The organism is Streptomyces sp. NPDC006294 (assembly GCF_042870895.1).
Taxonomy (GTDB): Bacteria; Actinomycetota; Actinomycetes; order Streptomycetales; family Streptomycetaceae; genus Streptomyces.
The window spans coordinates 409,070-424,998 of the sequence record NZ_JBIAHV010000001.1 but is presented as its reverse complement, the minus strand read 5'-3'; the positions used below and the strand labels follow the sequence as shown (position 1 = coordinate 424,998).

The 15,929-nt window shown below is 72.0% G+C and carries 10 protein-coding genes; 1 reads left to right on the top strand and 9 read right to left on the bottom strand.

Annotation, left to right across the window (positions count from 1 at the left end; genetic code table 11):
* Window positions 1-185 precede the first annotated feature (185 nt).
* The 4 genes from ACFYOP_RS01860 to rplU form a co-directional block, all read right to left on the bottom strand.
* Window positions 186-2,216, bottom strand: coding sequence for a glycosyltransferase family 4 protein (locus ACFYOP_RS01860; protein ID WP_356889843.1), 2,031 nt, complete (start codon window positions 2,214-2,216; stop codon window positions 186-188).
* Window positions 2,217-2,475: 259 nt separating this feature from the next.
* Complete coding sequence (obgE, locus tag ACFYOP_RS01855) at window positions 2,476-3,912, bottom strand: GTPase ObgE (RefSeq protein ID WP_356889841.1); 1,437 nt, start codon at window positions 3,910-3,912, stop codon at window positions 2,476-2,478.
* A gap of 114 nt (window positions 3,913-4,026) precedes the next feature.
* Complete coding sequence (rpmA, locus tag ACFYOP_RS01850; protein WP_215095789.1) at window positions 4,027-4,281, bottom strand: 50S ribosomal protein L27; 255 nt, start codon at window positions 4,279-4,281, stop codon at window positions 4,027-4,029.
* Window positions 4,282-4,295: 14 nt separating this feature from the next.
* Window positions 4,296-4,616 (bottom strand): 50S ribosomal protein L21, encoded by a 321-nt coding sequence (gene rplU, locus ACFYOP_RS01845; protein WP_147986440.1) that lies wholly within the window; start codon window positions 4,614-4,616, stop codon window positions 4,296-4,298.
* Between the two features lie 309 nt (window positions 4,617-4,925).
* Here rplU and ACFYOP_RS01840 point away from each other — a divergent pair, with 309 nt between their 5' ends.
* Complete coding sequence (locus ACFYOP_RS01840) at window positions 4,926-6,863, top strand: glycosyltransferase (RefSeq protein ID WP_356889838.1); 1,938 nt, start codon at window positions 4,926-4,928, stop codon at window positions 6,861-6,863.
* A gap of 75 nt (window positions 6,864-6,938) precedes the next feature.
* On the opposite strand, the gene ACFYOP_RS01835 is transcribed toward ACFYOP_RS01840, so the two are convergent.
* The 5 genes from ACFYOP_RS01835 to ACFYOP_RS01815 all read right to left on the bottom strand — a co-directional run bounded on the left by ACFYOP_RS01835 (window position 6,939) and on the right by ACFYOP_RS01815 (window position 15,925).
* On the bottom strand, window positions 6,939-11,321 hold the full coding sequence (locus ACFYOP_RS01835) for an Rne/Rng family ribonuclease (RefSeq protein WP_356889836.1): 4,383 nt from the start codon (window positions 11,319-11,321) through the stop codon (window positions 6,939-6,941).
* A gap of 232 nt (window positions 11,322-11,553) precedes the next feature.
* Entirely contained in the window at window positions 11,554-12,333 is a 780-nt protein-coding gene (locus ACFYOP_RS01830; protein WP_356889834.1) for a TIGR03936 family radical SAM-associated protein, read from the bottom strand.
* A gap of 123 nt (window positions 12,334-12,456) precedes the next feature.
* Entirely contained in the window at window positions 12,457-13,368 is a 912-nt protein-coding gene (locus ACFYOP_RS01825) for a hypothetical protein (protein WP_356889832.1), read from the bottom strand.
* A 15-nt stretch (window positions 13,369-13,383) separates the two neighbouring features.
* Window positions 13,384-13,917: a GNAT family N-acetyltransferase gene (locus ACFYOP_RS01820; RefSeq protein ID WP_356889830.1), complete on the bottom strand. Its 534-nt coding sequence runs from the start codon at window positions 13,915-13,917 to the stop codon at window positions 13,384-13,386.
* 82 nt (window positions 13,918-13,999) lie between these two features.
* On the bottom strand, window positions 14,000-15,925 hold the full coding sequence (locus ACFYOP_RS01815) for a TIGR03960 family B12-binding radical SAM protein (RefSeq protein WP_356889828.1): 1,926 nt from the start codon (window positions 15,923-15,925) through the stop codon (window positions 14,000-14,002).
* Window positions 15,926-15,929: the final 4 nt, after the last annotated feature.

The following is a 15,929-nucleotide window of genomic DNA, read 5'->3' as shown; positions in this document are numbered from 1 at the left end:
GAGGGCTGGGGGACAAAACTGATGGTTGCACTCTCCGTTACCGAACCGCAAGGCGGGTGACGCCCGGGCCACCGCTCCGATAAACCTCCTGTTCACCGGTGATCAGGGGAATTGACCGGGATGGACGGCAACCCCGGAGTGACCGACACCACACATCTGAGTGGCATGAATCACCCATGAGCGGGTCATGGGAGGTCGACCACGTTCAGCGCCAGGTCATTGGTGACGGTGTAGTAGACCCGCACCCGCACCCGGGCCCCGGGCCTGCCCAGGAGCCGCTTGGCCCAGAACCGCGCCAGACTCTCCGTCCGTCTCCTGGAGATGACGCTCTGCGGATAGACGAAGACGTCCTTCTTCTGCACCACGTCGTCCAGCACCCGCCCGATTCTCACCGGCTTCTCATCCGGCGCGTACCGCACATAGGCGTCCCACACATCGTGCGAGGTGGTCTGCGAGGCGGCGGGCACCGACGAGGAGAAGGTGAAGCGGAAGTCCCTTGAGCCCTGCCGCTCGCCGGGGAAGGTGATCTCTTCCCTCGGCTTGCCGCGGCGGCGCAGCACGAGCTCCGGCTCCCCCGAGGCGGCGGCCCGGCCGTGGAGGCAACCGGCCAGCGTCACGCGCCTGCCGTCCACCTCGACCACGTCGGCCTCCGCGTGGACCGGACGACACCAGGCCCGCAGCATCAGGGCGCCGCCCTTGGCGGTGTCCTTGTAGGGGATGAGGTTGCGGACGGTCTCCTCGGGCGCGAGCCGTCCGGCGATGCCGACCGCGCCGCGCTGATCGACGACCCGTGCGGTGATGCGCCCCCGTACGCCGGTGTCCGCCGGCTCCACATACGTGTCCCACAGGCCCTCGGCGAAGGCCGCGTCGGCCGGGACGGTCGCCCTGCCCGTGGCGTCGAAGTCGAAGGTCCGTACGCGGTCGGGGTCGCCGGTGCGCGTGCACACCAGCCGCACCCCGCCCCCGGCGCCCTCCGGCAACGGGGCGGCGAGCGTGAGCGTGACGGAGCCGTCCGGATCGACCACGCAGTCCGCGGCGGTGGGGATGCCGGGCAACTCCGCCCGCCGCGCGGCCCCTTCGGCGAGTTCGCCGAAGAGCGTCTCGTACTGCTTGGTGACGACGGCCGGGTCGAACCGGCGGGAACTGCGCACGGCCGCCGCACCCATCCGCCCTCGCAGGTCCTCGTCCTCGATCAGGCGCAGCAGCGCCCCGGCGACGGCGTCCGGGTCGCCCACCGGCACCAGGAGCCCGTCCTCACCGTCGCGGATGATCTCGCGCGGCCCGTAGTCGCAGTCGGTGCTGACCATGGGCACGCCGCAGCGCATCGCCTCGACGACGGTCATGCCGAACGACTCGTGGCGGGAGGTGGACACCGCGATCGCGCCCTTGACCCACTCGGGCTCTATGGGCGAACGGGCGCCCATGAGGTAGGCGTTGTTGTAGAGCCCCAGCGCGTCGATCCGCTCGCGCAGCCTGGTCCGCTGGTCCCCGGATCCGTAGATGCGCAGCACCCAGTCGGGGTGGACGGCGACGACCTTCACGAAGGCGTCCAGGAGCACGTGGTACTGCTTCTCCGGGGCCAGCCGGCCGGCGGCGACGATCGTCCTGCTGGTTCCGTCGGACGGCGCGAGTGACGGCTCCGGAACGCTGTTCGGTATGGCCAGGACTCTGGTGGTCGGCAGCGGCATCTTCTCCCGCCACACCGCCGCGTCCCCCTCGGAGACGGTCACGAACGCGTCGAGGGCGTCGAGGTGTTCGTACATCTCCTCGCGCAGCGCCGCCTTGTGGTGATGGTGCGTCATGTGCTCCTGCCCGATCCGTACGGCGGTGGGAGCGGCGAACCGGGCGACGTACGCCGTGAGACCGGGGCGGGTGCCGATGACGATGTCCGCGTCGCAGGTGGCGTAGTGCTCGCGGACCCGTTCGTCGGTGAGCCGGCTGTACTCCTTGTAGCGCGCCTCCGCGCGGGGGAAGACCGTCGCGGGCTCGCTGAAGCGGGGATCCTCCCGGTCGCTCGCCGGGGAGTCCTTGCGGATGTCGAGCAGCGGCACGACGGTGATGCGGGGGTCGATGGCGAAGGCGGACTCGTCCCGGTGACGGAAGACGGAGACGATCTCGACCTCGTGGCGGTTCGCCAGCTCCTCAGCCAGATTCAGCGTCGTGCGGATGGTGCCGCCGATGCCGTAAATGGTGTGAATGAGAAAAGAGATCTTCATCAGTGCTCCGTTCGGTACCGCTCCCAGGAGTGAAGAGGACGTGCGTCATCACCGATTTTGACCGCTGAGTCCTGGTTTTCACCACGGATGCACCTTCGGCCCCCTTCCTCCAGAGAGACAGGGAATCGAGGCCGGGGGTTGCATACAGAATTGGCCCGGAGGTGATCTCCGGGCCAATTTCAGTGGAACGTCCGTACGGATCCGGCCATGGTCCCACCTCGGGCGGCGAGAAAGGGCCGGCGGTGCGGCAGGGGGACGGCTAGAAGGGTTTGAAGCCCTCGTACTCCTGCTGTGCCTCGTCGTGCTCCGCGTCGCGGTCGCGCCGCCGCTGAGCCGCCGGGCGCGGGGCGTCGAAGCGGTGGTCCTCGCCGCGGCGGCCGAGCATCTCCGCGCCCGCCATCACCGTCGGCTCCCAGTCGAAGACGACCGCGTTGTCCTCGGGGCCGATGGCCACTCCGTCGCCGGCGTGGGCTCCGGCCTTCATCAGCTCCGCCTCGACGCCGAGGCGGGCGAGCCGGTCGGCGAGATAGCCGACGGCCTCGTCGTTGCTGAAGTCGGTCTGCCGCACCCAGCGCTCCGGCTTCTCGCCGCGCACGCGGAAGAGGCGGTCCTCCTCCTGCCGGACCGTGAAGCCGGCGTCGTCGACCGCCTTGGGCCGGATGACGATCCGGGTCGCCTCCTCCACCGGCCGGGCCGCCCGCGCCTCGGAGATGATCTCGGCCAGCGCGAAGGACAGCTCCTTCAGACCCTTGTGGGCCACCGCGGACACCTCGAACACGCGGTAACCGCGTGCCTCCAGGTCCGGGCGGATCATGTCGGCGAGGTCCTGGCCGTCCGGGATGTCGATCTTGTTGAGGACGACGATCCGCGGCCGGTCGCCGAGGCCGCCGTACTGCCGCAGCTCCTCCTCGATGACGTCGAGGTCGGAGACCGGGTCGCGGTCGGACTCCAGCGTCGCGGTGTCCAGGACGTGCACCAGCACCGAGCAGCGCTCGACGTGGCGCAGGAACTCCAGGCCCAGGCCGCGGCCCTGGCTGGCGCCCGGGATGAGGCCGGGGACGTCCGCGACGGTGTAGACGGTCGAGCCCGCGGTGACGACGCCCAGGTTCGGCACGAGCGTGGTGAACGGATAGTCCGCGATCTTGGGCTTGGCGGCGCTGAGCACGGAGATCAGCGACGACTTGCCGGCGCTGGGGTACCCCACGAGCGCGACGTCCGCGACCGTCTTGAGCTCCAGCACCACGTCGCCGGCCTGCCCGGGCACGCCGAGCAGCGCGAATCCGGGCGCCTTGCGGCGCGCCGACGCGAGGGCCGCGTTGCCGAGGCCGCCGCGGCCGCCCTCCGCGGCCACGAAGGTGGTGCCCTGACCGACCAGGTCGGCGAGGACGTTGCCCTGCCCGTCGAGGACGACGGTGCCGTCGGGGACCGGCAGGACCAGGTCCTGACCGTCCTTGCCGGAGCGGTTGCCGCCCTCGCCCGGCTTGCCGTTGGTGGCCTTGCGGTGCGGGCTGTGGTGGTAGTCGAGCAGTGTGGTGACCGACTGGTCGACGACCAGGATCACGTCTCCGCCACGGCCGCCGTTGCCGCCGTCGGGGCCGCCGAGCGGCTTGAACTTCTCCCGGTGAACGGAGGCACAGCCGTGGCCTCCGTTACCCGCGGCGACATGCAGCTCGACGCGGTCCACGAAGGTTGTCATGGAAGTGCCTCCAGTGATGAGGGGTGATGTACGTAATGTCTGTCTCTACAACACACGAAAGGCGGACCCGCTTCCCGTACGGGAAGTGAGGTCCGCCCCTCGTGAAAGTCTCGGTCAGGCGACCGGAACGATGTTCACGACCTTGCGGCCACGGTGGGTACCGAACTCCACCGCACCCGGCTGCAGCGCGAACAGCGTGTCGTCGCCGCCGCGGCCGACGCCGGTGCCGGGGTGGAAGTGGGTACCGCGCTGGCGGACCAGGATCTCACCGGCGAGCACGACCTGACCGCCGAAGCGCTTCACGCCGAGCCGCTGAGCATTGGAGTCGCGACCGTTCCGGGTGGACGATGCGCCCTTCTTGTGTGCCATCTCTCCTCAGTCCCTTACTTCGCAGCCGCGGGGATGCCGGTGACCTTGATCGCCGTGTACTGCTGACGGTGACCCTGGCGGCGGCGGTAGCCGGTCTTGTTCTTGTAGCGAAGGATGTCGATCTTCGCGCCCTTGTGGTGGTCCACGACCTCGGCCGTGACCTTGATGCCGGCCAGCACCCACGGGTCGCTGGTCACGGCGTCGCCGTCGACAACGAGCAGGGTCGAGAGCTCGACCGTGTCGCCAACCTGGGCAGTGGAAATCTTGTCAACTTCAACGATGTCGCCGACAGCAACCTTGTGCTGGCGACCACCGCTGCGCACGATGGCGTACACGCGGATCTCTCTCTCGCTCGGGACGAAACTCCTGATGCCAGCCGTTCGAACGGGCCGGGGCCCGTGTGATCCGAATGGACGAGCGGCCTCTCCCGGCGGACCGGGAGGGAGGTGCTCAGGAGTGGGCGCAATGAAGGAAACACGCCGAGGGTCCAGGTTACGGACCGCGTCCCGGCGGGTCAAACCAGCCCTGCACGTCCCGAGCCGGTACGGCCACACCGGCTCGCCCCGGGTCCGCGGCGCCTCGCGTCGTAGGATCTCCCCTCGCGGTCACGGCTCGTTCACATCGTCAGCACTCGGGAGTTTCCTGTGGTCAAGGTCAGCGTCGTCGTCCCCGTCTTCAACGGCGGCCAGTACCTCGACGACTGCGCGCCCTCGCTGCTCGGCCAGTCCCTCGGCCCGGACGCCTACGAGGTGATCTACGTCGACGACGGCTCCACCGACGACAGCCTCACCCGCCTGGAGAAGCTGGCGGCCGAGCACCCCCACGTACGAATCGAGACGATCGCGAACTCCGGCTGGCCGGGCAGGCCCCGCAACGTGGGCGTCGAGCTGGCCCGCGGCGAGTACGTGCACTTCGTCGACCACGACGATCTGCTGGGCCCGCAGGCGCTGGAGCGCATGTACGAGCTGGCCGCCCGGAACCGGTCCGACGTGGTGCTCGGCAAGGTCACCAGCACCATGGTCCGGCCCAAGAGCGTCTTCAAGCGCACGGTCGAGTCCTGCACGGCCGACAACTTCCAGCTCATGGAGACGCTCACCCCGCACAAGATGTTCCGCCGGGAATTCCTGCTGGAGCACGGCATCCGCTTCCCGGAAGGCCCGTGGATCCTCGAGGACATGCCGTTCGTGATCGCCTCCTATCTGAAGGCGGAGCGCATATCGGTCCTCGGCGACTACCCCTGCTACTACTGGCTCAAGCGGGAGGACGGCGGCAACAACACCGAGTCGATGTTCACCGACCGCCACGACTTCTTCGGCAACCTCCGCCACGCCGTCCGCACCGTCAAGGAGGGCACCGAGCCCGGCGACCGGCAGAACGGCATGCTGCACCGCCTCTACCGCGCGGAGGTGCTCCAGCGGGTCAGCGAGGGCGAGGTGCTGAACCTGGAACCGCAGGAGCGGCAGCGCCGCTTCGAGGCGGCGCGCTCGATCGCCGTCGAGGAGTTCCCACCCGCCGTACGCGACGGCTTCGCGGCCGCCACCCGGCTGCGCGCCACCCTGCTCGAAGAGGGCCGGCTCGACTCCCTGATCGCCCTCGCCGACCGGATCCGGCAGGTCAAGGCGCACACCGAGGTCGACGCCGTCCGCTGGCAGGACGGCGAGCTGAGGGCGGACGTACGGCTCAGCCTGCTGCGCCCCGACGGCGAACCGCTGGTCCTCGTGGAGCAGGACGGCCGGCTGCTGCTCGATCCCGAGTTGCTCGAGGACATCCCAGGCGTCGGCGACTGGGAGGTCGAGGACCCGTACGCCCACGCCTACGGGGAGTTCATCGTCAAGGACCGCGACCGCCAGGACTGGTGGTTCCCCGACGGCGAGCTCGACATCAGGCTGGAGCAGCTCGGCGAGGGACGCAGCCGTCTCGTCGCCGCAGGGACGCTCCGCGTCGACCCGCTCTCGCTCAAGGGCGGCCGGCCGCTGGAGAGCGGCCCGCACGACGTGTGGGCCTTCTTCCAGCTCCTCGGTATCGGGCGTCAGCCCCGTATCGGCGGCACCGCCGCGGCCCCCGGCCAGGGAGCGGCCTGCGGGCCCGCCCTCGTCGGCAGCCCGGCACGGATCGCGATCCCCTACTGGACGAAGGGCGGACAGCTCGCCCTCGACATGGACGAGCGGCTGCGGCGCCTCGGCACCGAACTGGCCGCGCGCACCGGTGACGCCGTCGGACCGCGCCCGGGCGACGGCCGGGCCGCGCTGCCGCTGCCCGTGGCGCCGGCCGGGGCGAAGGGCCGGCTCGTGCTCGAGGTCCGCGTGGGCAAGGGCGCCTCCGCGCAGACCCTGCCTGCGGTCGTCACGGCCGGAGCGGAGTGCGTCCTGTCGTTCGCCGACCGGGTTCCGCTCCCCGACGGCACGCACCCGATCGCCCTGGTCACCGCCACGGCCCCGAAGGCCAAGACGCCGCCCTTCGCCGTCGCCGTGCTGCGGCGCGGCCGCGTCGTACGCCTCCAGGGGCCCGAGGCTCCCGCACCGGTCCCGTCCTTCGCCGACCGGGCACGCCGCAAGGTCCGCAGGGTGCTCGGACGGCGCTGACGGAACCCGGACACACGGCCGGCGGTGGGCCTCCCCTCGGGAGACCCACCGCCGACCGTGTCGTGCTGCCCCGCCCTACTCGTCCGACGCGGTGGACGAGACGCCCGGGGCGGACGTCTGCTCGGCGGCGACGGTCTTCTTGGAAGCCTTCTTCGCCGTCGTCTTCTTCGCAGCCGTCTTCTTGGCGGTGGTCGTCTTCTTCGCCGCCGCCTTTTTCGCCGTGGCCTTCTTGGCGGTCTTGCGGGCCGCCTTCTTGGCCGCCGGGGCCTCGGCGGCGGTCTCGGCCTCGGTTCCGGTCTCGTCGGCCTTCGCGGCCACGTCCTCAGGCGCTGCCGCCTTCGGCTCCGATTCGACCACGACGACTGCGGCCTCCTCGGCGCCCGACGGCGAACCGGCCGGAGCCGTCACCTTGCGGGTCACCCGGCGGCGCGCACGCGGCGGCGCCGCGGCCGGCGTCTCCTCGGCGGCGGGGGCGGGGGCCGCCTCCGCGGGCTCGGGCTGCGGCTCGGCCGGCGCGGTGACGGTCGTCTCCACGACGGTCGGCTCGGACGTCACGGGCGGGCCCGCCGGAGCGGACGCCTTCCGCGTCGCGCGGCGGCGGGTACGGCCCGTGGGGGCCGCCTCCTCCGCCGGCGCGGCCGGCTCGGCCTCCGCGGGCGCGGGGACCTCGGCCTGCGGCTCCACGGCCCGCTCCGCGGGCCGCTGCGGCTCCGCGGCCCTGGGCGCGCCGGCCGGGGCGGACACCTTGCGGGTGGCCCGGCGGCGGCCACGGCCGCGGGTGGCTGCCGCCTCGGCCTCCGCCGCGCTGCTGTACAGCTCCTCGTCCGGGATGAACTCGGGCTCGGCGAGTGCCACCGGCTCCGCCACCTCGGCGGCGACCTCGGTCTCAGTCTCGGTCTCGGTGCCGGTGGTCTCCGGCTGCGGCTCCGCCTGCTCCTGCGCGCCGCCACGGCCGCGCTTCTTCGCGCGCTTGCCGCCACCGCCGCCGACCGACGTCGGCTGCTCCATGTGCACGATCACGCCGCGGCCGTTGCAGTGGACGCAGGTCTCGGAGAAGGACTCCAGCAGCCCCTGACCGACCCGCTTGCGGGTCATCTGGACCAGGCCCAGCGACGTCACCTCGGCGACCTGGTGCTTGGTCCGGTCGCGGCCCAGGCACTCCAGGAGCCGGCGCATGACCAGGTCCCGGTTGGACTCCAGCACCATGTCGATGAAGTCGACGACGACGATGCCGCCCAGGTCGCGCAGCCGGAGCTGACGCACGATCTCCTCGGCCGCCTCCAGGTTGTTCCTGGTGACGGTCTCCTCGAGGTTGCCGCCCTGGCCGGTGAACTTGCCGGTGTTGACGTCGACCACGACCATGGCCTCGGTCTTGTCGATCACCAGCGAACCGCCGCTCGGCAGCCAGACCTTGCGGTCCAGCGCCTTCATCAGCTGCTCGTCGATCCGGTGGACGGCGAAGACGTCGGTCTCGCTGGTCCAGCGCTGCAGCCGGTCCGCGAGGTCGGGCGCCACGTGCGCGACGTAGCCGTGGATGGTCTCCCACGCCTCGTCACCGCTGACGACGACCTTGGTGAAGTCCTCGTTGAAGATGTCGCGGACGACACGGACGGTCATGTCCGGCTCGCCGTAGAGCAGCGAAGGCGCGTTCGAGCTGCCGCCGCCCTTGGCCTTCTTCTGGATGTCCTCCCACTGGGCCTGCAGACGCTCGACGTCGCGGCGCAGCTCGTCCTCGCTCGCGCCCTCGGCGGCCGTGCGCACGATGACGCCCGCGTCCTCGGGGACGATCTTCTTGAGGATGGTCTTCAGCCGTGCGCGCTCAGTGTCGGGCAGCTTGCGGCTGATGCCGGTCATCGAGCCCTCGGGCACGTAGACCAGGTAGCGGCCGGGCAGGGACACCTGGCTGGTGAGGCGGGCGCCCTTGTGGCCGATCGGGTCCTTGGTCACCTGGACCAGGACCGACTGGCCGGACTTGAGGGCGGCCTCGATACGGCGGGGGCCGCCCGCCATGCCCAGGGCCTCGAAGTTCACCTCACCGGCGTACAGGACCGCGTTGCGGCCCTTGCCGATGTCGACGAACGCCGCCTCCATGGACGGCAGCACGTTCTGGACCTTGCCCAGGTAGACGTTGCCGACGTAGCTGGTGGCCTGCTCCTTGTTGACGTAGTGCTCGACGAGCACGTTGTCCTCGAGGACGCCGATCTGGGTGCGCTCGCCGCTCTGGCGGACGACCATCACACGCTCGACGGCCTCGCGGCGCGCCAGGAACTCGGCCTCGGTGATGATCGGCACCCGGCGGCGGCCCTGCTCGCGGCCTTCGCGGCGGCGCTGCTTCTTCGCCTCGAGACGGGTCGAGCCCTTGATGGACTGGACCTCGTCCGCGCCGGTGCCGAGCTCCTCCTTCTTGCGGGGTTCGCGGACCTTGACGACCGTGTGCTCGGGGTCGTCGGCGCCCGTCTCGCCCTCCGCGGCGCCACCGTCGCCACCGCGACGGCGACGACGGCGGCGGCGACGGGTGCTGCTGGTGCCGGCGGCGGACGGGGTGCCGGTCTCGTCCTCGTCCTCCTCGTCGCCCTCGTCGTGGGCGGCCTCGGTCTCGGCGCCGGTCTCGTCGCCCCGCTCGTCCGCGTTCTCGTCGGCCTCTGCGGCCTCACCACGGCGACGGCGACGGCCTCCACGGCGGCGACGGCGCGAGGGGCGGTCCTCGTACTCGTCCTGCTCCTCGCCCTCGGCGGCCTCCGCCTGCTCGGGCTCGGGCTCCGTCTCGGTCTCGTCCTCGGCCGGGGCGGCCTCGGCCACGGGCGCCTCGACGGGCTCCGCGGGCTCGCCACGACGGCGGCGCCGACGACGGCCCGCGGGCTCGGGGGCGGCCGCCTCCACGGCGGGCTCCTCTTCCTCCTGCGGCTCCGGACCGCTCTCGGCGGCGGCAGCCGCGGCGGCCGTCTCCGGGGTCTGGAACATCGGCTCGGTGAACACGGGCGCACGGAAGGTCGGTACGGCCGGGCGGCCGGCGCGACCGCCCTTGGCGGCCTTCTCCTCGGTCTCCTCGGCCTGCTGCGCGGTGAACTGGGGCGACACGGCACGGCGGCGCGTGCGGCCCCGGGTCGCGGCCTTCTCGGCGGCCTCGACCTCTGCGCCTTCGGCGGCGATCTGGGCGACGGCGCTCTCGGGCAGGCTCTCGCCCGCGTCCGCCGTCTCCTCCTCGGCCGCCCTGGGCGCGCCTGCGGCAGCGGTGGCCTTACGGACGGCCCGGCGGCGGGTGCGCGGCGCGGGCGCCTCCTCCTCGTCGGCCTGGGCCTCGACGGCCTCGGCCTCGGCGGGCCTGGGCTCCTCTGCGGCGCCGGCCCTGCGGGCGCCGGCGGGCGCGGAGGCACGTCGCCGCGTACGGCGACGCGCGGGCGTCTCCTCGTCGGCTGCGGCCTCGGGCTCCTCGCTGACAGCGGCCACGGCGGCCTCCTCCTCGTCGGCCTCGACCTCGGGCTCGACGGTCTCGGCCTCGACGGCCTTCGGCGCACCGGCCGGGGCGGACGCACGGCGACGGGCGCGGCGGGGGGCGGCGCTCTCCGTCGTGGCGGGCGCGGGGGCCTCTTCGGCCGCCGCTTCGGCGGGCTCGGCTTCGTCGCCGGGGGCCTCGGTCACGTTCGGCTCGCCGGCCGGAGCCGTCGCCTTACGGGTCGCACGACGACGCGTACGCGGCGCGGGCACCTCCTCGGCAGCCGCCTCCGCGACCACCCCGGACGCCTCGGCCTCAGCAGCAGCCGGCGCACCCGCGGGAGCGGACGCACGACGACGACGCCGCGGCGCCGGAGCCTCAGCAGCCTCGGCCTCCACAGCCTCACCGGCATCCGACTCAGCGCCCTCAGCCGCCTGCGGCGAACCGGCCGCAGCCGTCGCCTTACGGGTCGCACGACGACGCGTACGCGGCGCGGGCACCTCCTCGGCAGCCGCCTCCGCGACCACCCCGGACGCCTCGGCCTCAGCAGCAGCCGGCGCACCGGCGGCAGCGGACGCACGACGACGACGCCGCGGCGCCGGAGCCTCAGCAGCCTCGGCCTCCACAGCCTCACCGGCATCCGACTCAGCGCCCTCAGCCGCCTGCGGCGAACCGGCCGGAGCCGTGGCCTTACGGGTCGCACGACGACGTGCACGGGGCGCGTCGGTCACGGCCTGCGCCACCTGTGCCGCCTCGGCGGCCTCCGGCTCTGCGGGCGTCGCCTCTTCGGCAGCCTCGTCGGAGGCTTCCACCACGGCGCCCACGGCGGCCACGGCCGGAATCACGGCCTCGGCGGCCTGCAGCTGGTCGACGCCCTCCGCGGTCTCGACCGCCTTCGGCGCGCCCGCCGGACGCGACGCGGCGCGGCGCCTGCGGCGCGGCGGCAGCGTGTCGCTGGGGCTGTTGTTGTTGTCTTCGTTCTTCTCGTTGTTACCGGCGGTGCCGGTTTCGTTCGGCTCGAGCATGCGGGGGTTCTCCCGTCACGCTCCCGGGCGCCGCGCCTGAATCCGGTCCGGCCGCGGCCCGCGTCATGTGCGCGGTGCCGCCGTCCGGGGCGCGGGCGCCGCACGGGAGCTGATGTCTGGCTCGCCGGTTCCGTACGCGATGTACGTACGGCCTGGCGAAAGTCTCCTGTGTCTTCGCGCGGCCCGACCCTGGTGGCTCCCGAGTGCAAGAGCCGCGCTACGACGACCGTCCTTACGCGGCGGGACCTTCCGGCGCCGTCGCAGAAGCGGTCCCGGCGGCCGTGGGTGTAGCGGCCGGGGCTGCCTCGCGGTCGGGCGCGAGCGGGTCGGTCACCGTGCCGGACTCCTCGTCGAAGAGCCCCTGCGCCAGCCTGGTCACCGCTGCGGGGACCGGCGGCGCCAGGTCGGCCACAGCTCGGAGACCGGACAGGACGTCGTCGGGTCGTACGGCAGGTGTCACGTGCCGAACAACCAGGCGCAGTATCGCACAGGGCCCGTCCCCGCTCCTATCGGACGCCGCGGGACCCGCATGGAGGCCGGCCACGGCGCCACGGGCGTCGAACGTGCGCATGCCGTTCTTCGTCTTCCGCTGGACCTCGACGGTCTCGGCGGCGAGGAAGGCGGCCACGGCACTCTCGGCGTCCCGGGGCTCGACACCCTCCAGACGCAGCTCCCACACGGAGGCGGTGAGCCGGTCGGCGAGCCCCGGAACACGGGCCTCGACGGCGTCGGTGATGTCAAGACCGGCCGGCAGCGACTCGTCGAGCAGCTCGCGCAGCTTGTCCGGGTCGCGGTGGTCGGTGAGGGCGATCTCCAGGAATTCGGCCTCGCTGCCCGTGCCGGTGGGTGCGGCATTGGCGTACGACACCTTCGGGTGCGGGGTGAAGCCGGCCGAGTACGCCATGGGTACCTCGGCGCGGCGCAGCGCCCGCTCGAAGGCGCGCTGGAAGTCGCGGTGGCTGGTGAACCGGAGGCGGCCGCGCTTGGTGTAGCGCAGTCGGATGCGCTGCACCGCAGGTGCGGGCGGCGGGCCTTCGGGCTGTCGCTTGCCCAGTGGTTCTTCTCCTCGGTGTGGAGCGGGCGCGGGTGGCGCGCCGCCCTCAACGTGTGGGGTGCTCCCCGGGGCCGGACCGGTTCACCCCTGCTTCCGCAGGGAGATCTCGGGTTCGGCCGCCGCGCCGGGAACGGTCTGTGCTTGTTGTCTGCCACCCAGGTTACGCGCCTGAGCGGCCGTACCCGCCAGCGGCCGCTGATGGCGGGGCGCGCCGATCAGCGCCCGCCAGGCGTCGCGCCGTGCCTGACGCACGGTTTCGCGGGCCGTCGCGAGCGCCGCCCGGGCCGCCCGGCCCGCCTGCACGGCGGCCTCGGCGACCGGTCGCCACATCGCGTCGCGCACGAAGTGTCCGACCGGAGTGCACACCTCGCGGTAGGCCCAGCGCACCGGGCGGCCCACCAGGTGCCACGCGAGCCACTTCAGTCCCCGGCCGATCGCGCGGGAGACGTATCCGGCGATGCGCCAGGCCACGCCCACCGCCGCCGCGATCTCCCGGCCGACGGGGGCGAGGACGTACCGGTACAGCCAGACCACGGGAGCGACGAGCAGCGTCCTGACCAGCCAGGCGAGACCGTGCCCCAGCGGAGTGAGCAACTGCCGGTACACCCACACCACCGGCACCACCAGCCCGTACCGCACCACCGGCACCACCACATACCGCCACAGCCCCACCCACGGCCAGTAGAACAACGCCTTGCCGACGACGACCGCCAGCCGGGCCACGGCGAGCGCGACGGGAGTGATCACCTTCTCGGAGACCCACGCCAGCCCTCGCCCCAACGGCCTCAGCAGCACCCGCTCCACGGCCCGGCCGCAGAGCGCGAGGACGTCCCACATCATCCGTACGGGGATGACGACGAGCACCACCACGACGCGCACCGGAACGCGGATGACCTGCGCGAGGCAGCCGTCACCCGGCTCGTACCCCCGCGGTGCGGGGTACGCACCGTGGCGCTGCTCCACGGTCGCCTGCGACGGCTTCTCCGAGTCCATGTCAGCAAGGACGCGTCAGAGGTCTGTTCGGATCCAGTACCTGCGCTTTTCGCCCCGCCGGTCCTCGAACGCACCACCGTTCGCCTCGATGACCCGGCGCGATCCGACGTTGTCGTGGTCGCAGGTGAGCAGGACGGATCCGAGCCCGAGCCGCCGGGCGTGCGGCAGGGCGTCGCGCAGCATCGCCGTGGCGTGTCCCTGCCGTCTGGCGCCGGGCCGCACGGCGTAGCCGATGTGGCCGCCGAACTCGAGCAGGATCGGTGAGAGCCGGTGCCGTATGGAGAGCCGGCCGAGGAAGGTGTCGCCGTCGACGTACCAGAGCACGGTGTGCGGCACCCAGTGCTCGGGCCGCGGGCCGTCCTCGAGGGCCTCCGCCCGCAGCCGTGCGACATAGCCGGCGAAGCCGTCCGGCCGGTGCCAGATGTCGCCGAACTCCGCGACCTCGTGCGGGTGTACGACATGAGCCTCGGTCCCGTCCGCGGCGAACTCCGCCAGCGCGTCGAGGAACGAGGCGTGGACCCGGGTATGAGGGGCGATGAGCTGCGGCACGGTCCCATTGTCGCGAAACGGACGACGGCCCGGCCACAGGTCTCCCTGCGGCCGGGCCGTCCCCCGAGCCGGGTGGCGGGCGCTACTTGACGACGGTCAGCGGAAGCAGCTTCTTGCCCGTCGGGCCGATCTGGATCTGCGTGTCCATCTGCGGGCAGACGCCGCAGTCGAAGCACGGCGTCCAGCGGCAGTCCTCGACCTCGGTCTCGTCGAGCGCGTCCTGCCAGTCCTCCCAGAGCCAGTCCTTGTCGAGACCGGAGTCCAGGTGGTCCCACGGCAGGACTTCCTCGTACGAACGCTCACGCGTCGTGTACCAGTCGACGTCGACGCCGAAGTCCGGCAGCGTCTTGGCGGCGCACGCCATCCAGCGGTCGTACGAGAAGTGCTCACGCCAGCCGTCGAAGCGGCCGCCGTCCTCGTAGACGGCGCGGATGACCGCGCCGATGCGGCGGTCACCGCGCGAGAGCAGGCCCTCGACGATGCCGGGCTTGCCGTCGTGGTAGCGGAAGCCGATCGACCGGCCGTACTTCTTGTCGGCGCGGATCTTGTCGCGCAGCTTCTCCAGCCGCGCGTCGGTCTCCTCGGCGCTCAGCTGCGGCGCCCACTGGAACGGCGTGTGCGGCTTGGGCACGAAGCCGCCGATGGACACGGTGCAGCGGATGTCGTTCTGCCCGGAGACCTTGCGGCCCTCGGCGATGACCTTGACCGCCATGTCGCCGATCTGGAGGACGTCCTCGTCGGTCTCGGTGGGCAGACCGCACATGAAGTACAGCTTCACCTGACGCCAGCCGTTGCCGTACGCGGTGGAGACCGTACGGATCAGGTCCTCTTCGGAGACCATCTTGTTGATGACCTTGCGCAGGCGCTCGGAGCCGCCTTCGGGGGCGAAGGTCAGGCCCGAGCGGCGCCCGTTCCTGGTCAGCTCGTTGGCCAGGTCGACGTTGAACGCGTCGACGCGGGTCGAGGGCAGTGAGAGGCCGATCTTGTCCTCTTCGTACCGGTCCGCGAGGCCCTTCGCGATGTCGCCGATCTCGCTGTGGTCCGCGGAGGACAGCGACAGCAGGCCGACCTCCTCGAAGCCGGTCGCCTTGAGACCCTTGTCGACCATGTCGCCGATGCCGGTGATGCTTCGCTCCCGCACGGGGCGCGTGATCATGCCGGCCTGGCAGAAACGGCAGCCGCGGGTGCAGCCGCGGAAGATCTCGACGGACATCCGCTCGTGGACGGTCTCCGCGAGCGGGACCAGCGGCTGCTTCGGGTAGGGCCACTCGTCGAGGTCCATGACGGTGTGCTTGGACACCCGCCACGGCACGCCCGACTTGTTGGGCACGACGCGGCCGATGCGGCCGTCGGGAAGGTACTCCACGTCGTAGAAGCGCGGCACGTACACGTTGCCGGTCTTCGCGAGGCGGAAGAGGACTTCCTCGCGCCCGCCCGGGCGGCCCTCGGCCTTCCAGGCGCGGATGATCGCGGTCATGTCGAGCACGGCCTGCTCGCCGTCGCCGATGACCGCGCAGTCGATGAAGTCCGCGATCGGCTCGGGGTTGAACGCGGCGTGCCCGCCGGCCAGCACGATCGGATGGTCGACCGTGCGGTCCTTCGACTCCAGCGGGATGCCCGCGAGATCGAGGGCCGTGAGCATGTTGGTGTAGCCGAGCTCGGTGGAGAAGCTGAGGCCGAACACGTCGAACGCGCCGACGGGCCGGTGGCTGTCCACGGTGAACTGCGGCACCTTGTGCTCGCGCATCAGCTCCTCGAGGTCCGGCCACACGCTGTACGTGCGCTCCGCGAGCACGCCCTCGCGCTCGTTCAGCACCTCGTAGAGGATCATGACGCCCTGGTTGGGCAGACCGACCTCGTAGGCGTCCGGGTACATGAGGGCCCAGCGGACGTCGCAGGACTCCCAGGGCTTGACGGTGGAGTTGAGCTCACCGCCGACGTACTGGATGGGCTTCTGCACATGCGGAAGCAGCGCTTCGAGCTGTGGGAAGACCGACTCGGCAGACATGGAA

Bases quoted from the DNA above. Each gene is read 5' to 3' on its own strand.
- ACFYOP_RS01825 (WP_356889832.1), bottom strand. From the start codon at position 13,368: ATGGACTCGGAGAAGCCGTCGCAGGCGACCGTGGAGCAGCGCCACGGT.
- ACFYOP_RS01815 (WP_356889828.1), bottom strand. From the start codon at position 15,925: ATGTCTGCCGAGTCGGTCTTCCCACAGCTCGAAGCGCTGCTTCCGCAT.
- rpmA (WP_215095789.1), bottom strand. From the start codon at position 4,281: ATGGCACACAAGAAGGGCGCATCGTCCACCCGGAACGGTCGCGACTCC.
- ACFYOP_RS01835 (WP_356889836.1), bottom strand. From the start codon at position 11,321: ATGCTCGAGCCGAACGAAACCGGCACCGCCGGTAACAACGAGAAGAAC.
- ACFYOP_RS01860 (WP_356889843.1), bottom strand. From the start codon at position 2,216: ATGAAGATCTCTTTTCTCATTCACACCATTTACGGCATCGGCGGCACC.
- obgE (WP_356889841.1), bottom strand. From the start codon at position 3,912: ATGACAACCTTCGTGGACCGCGTCGAGCTGCATGTCGCCGCGGGTAAC.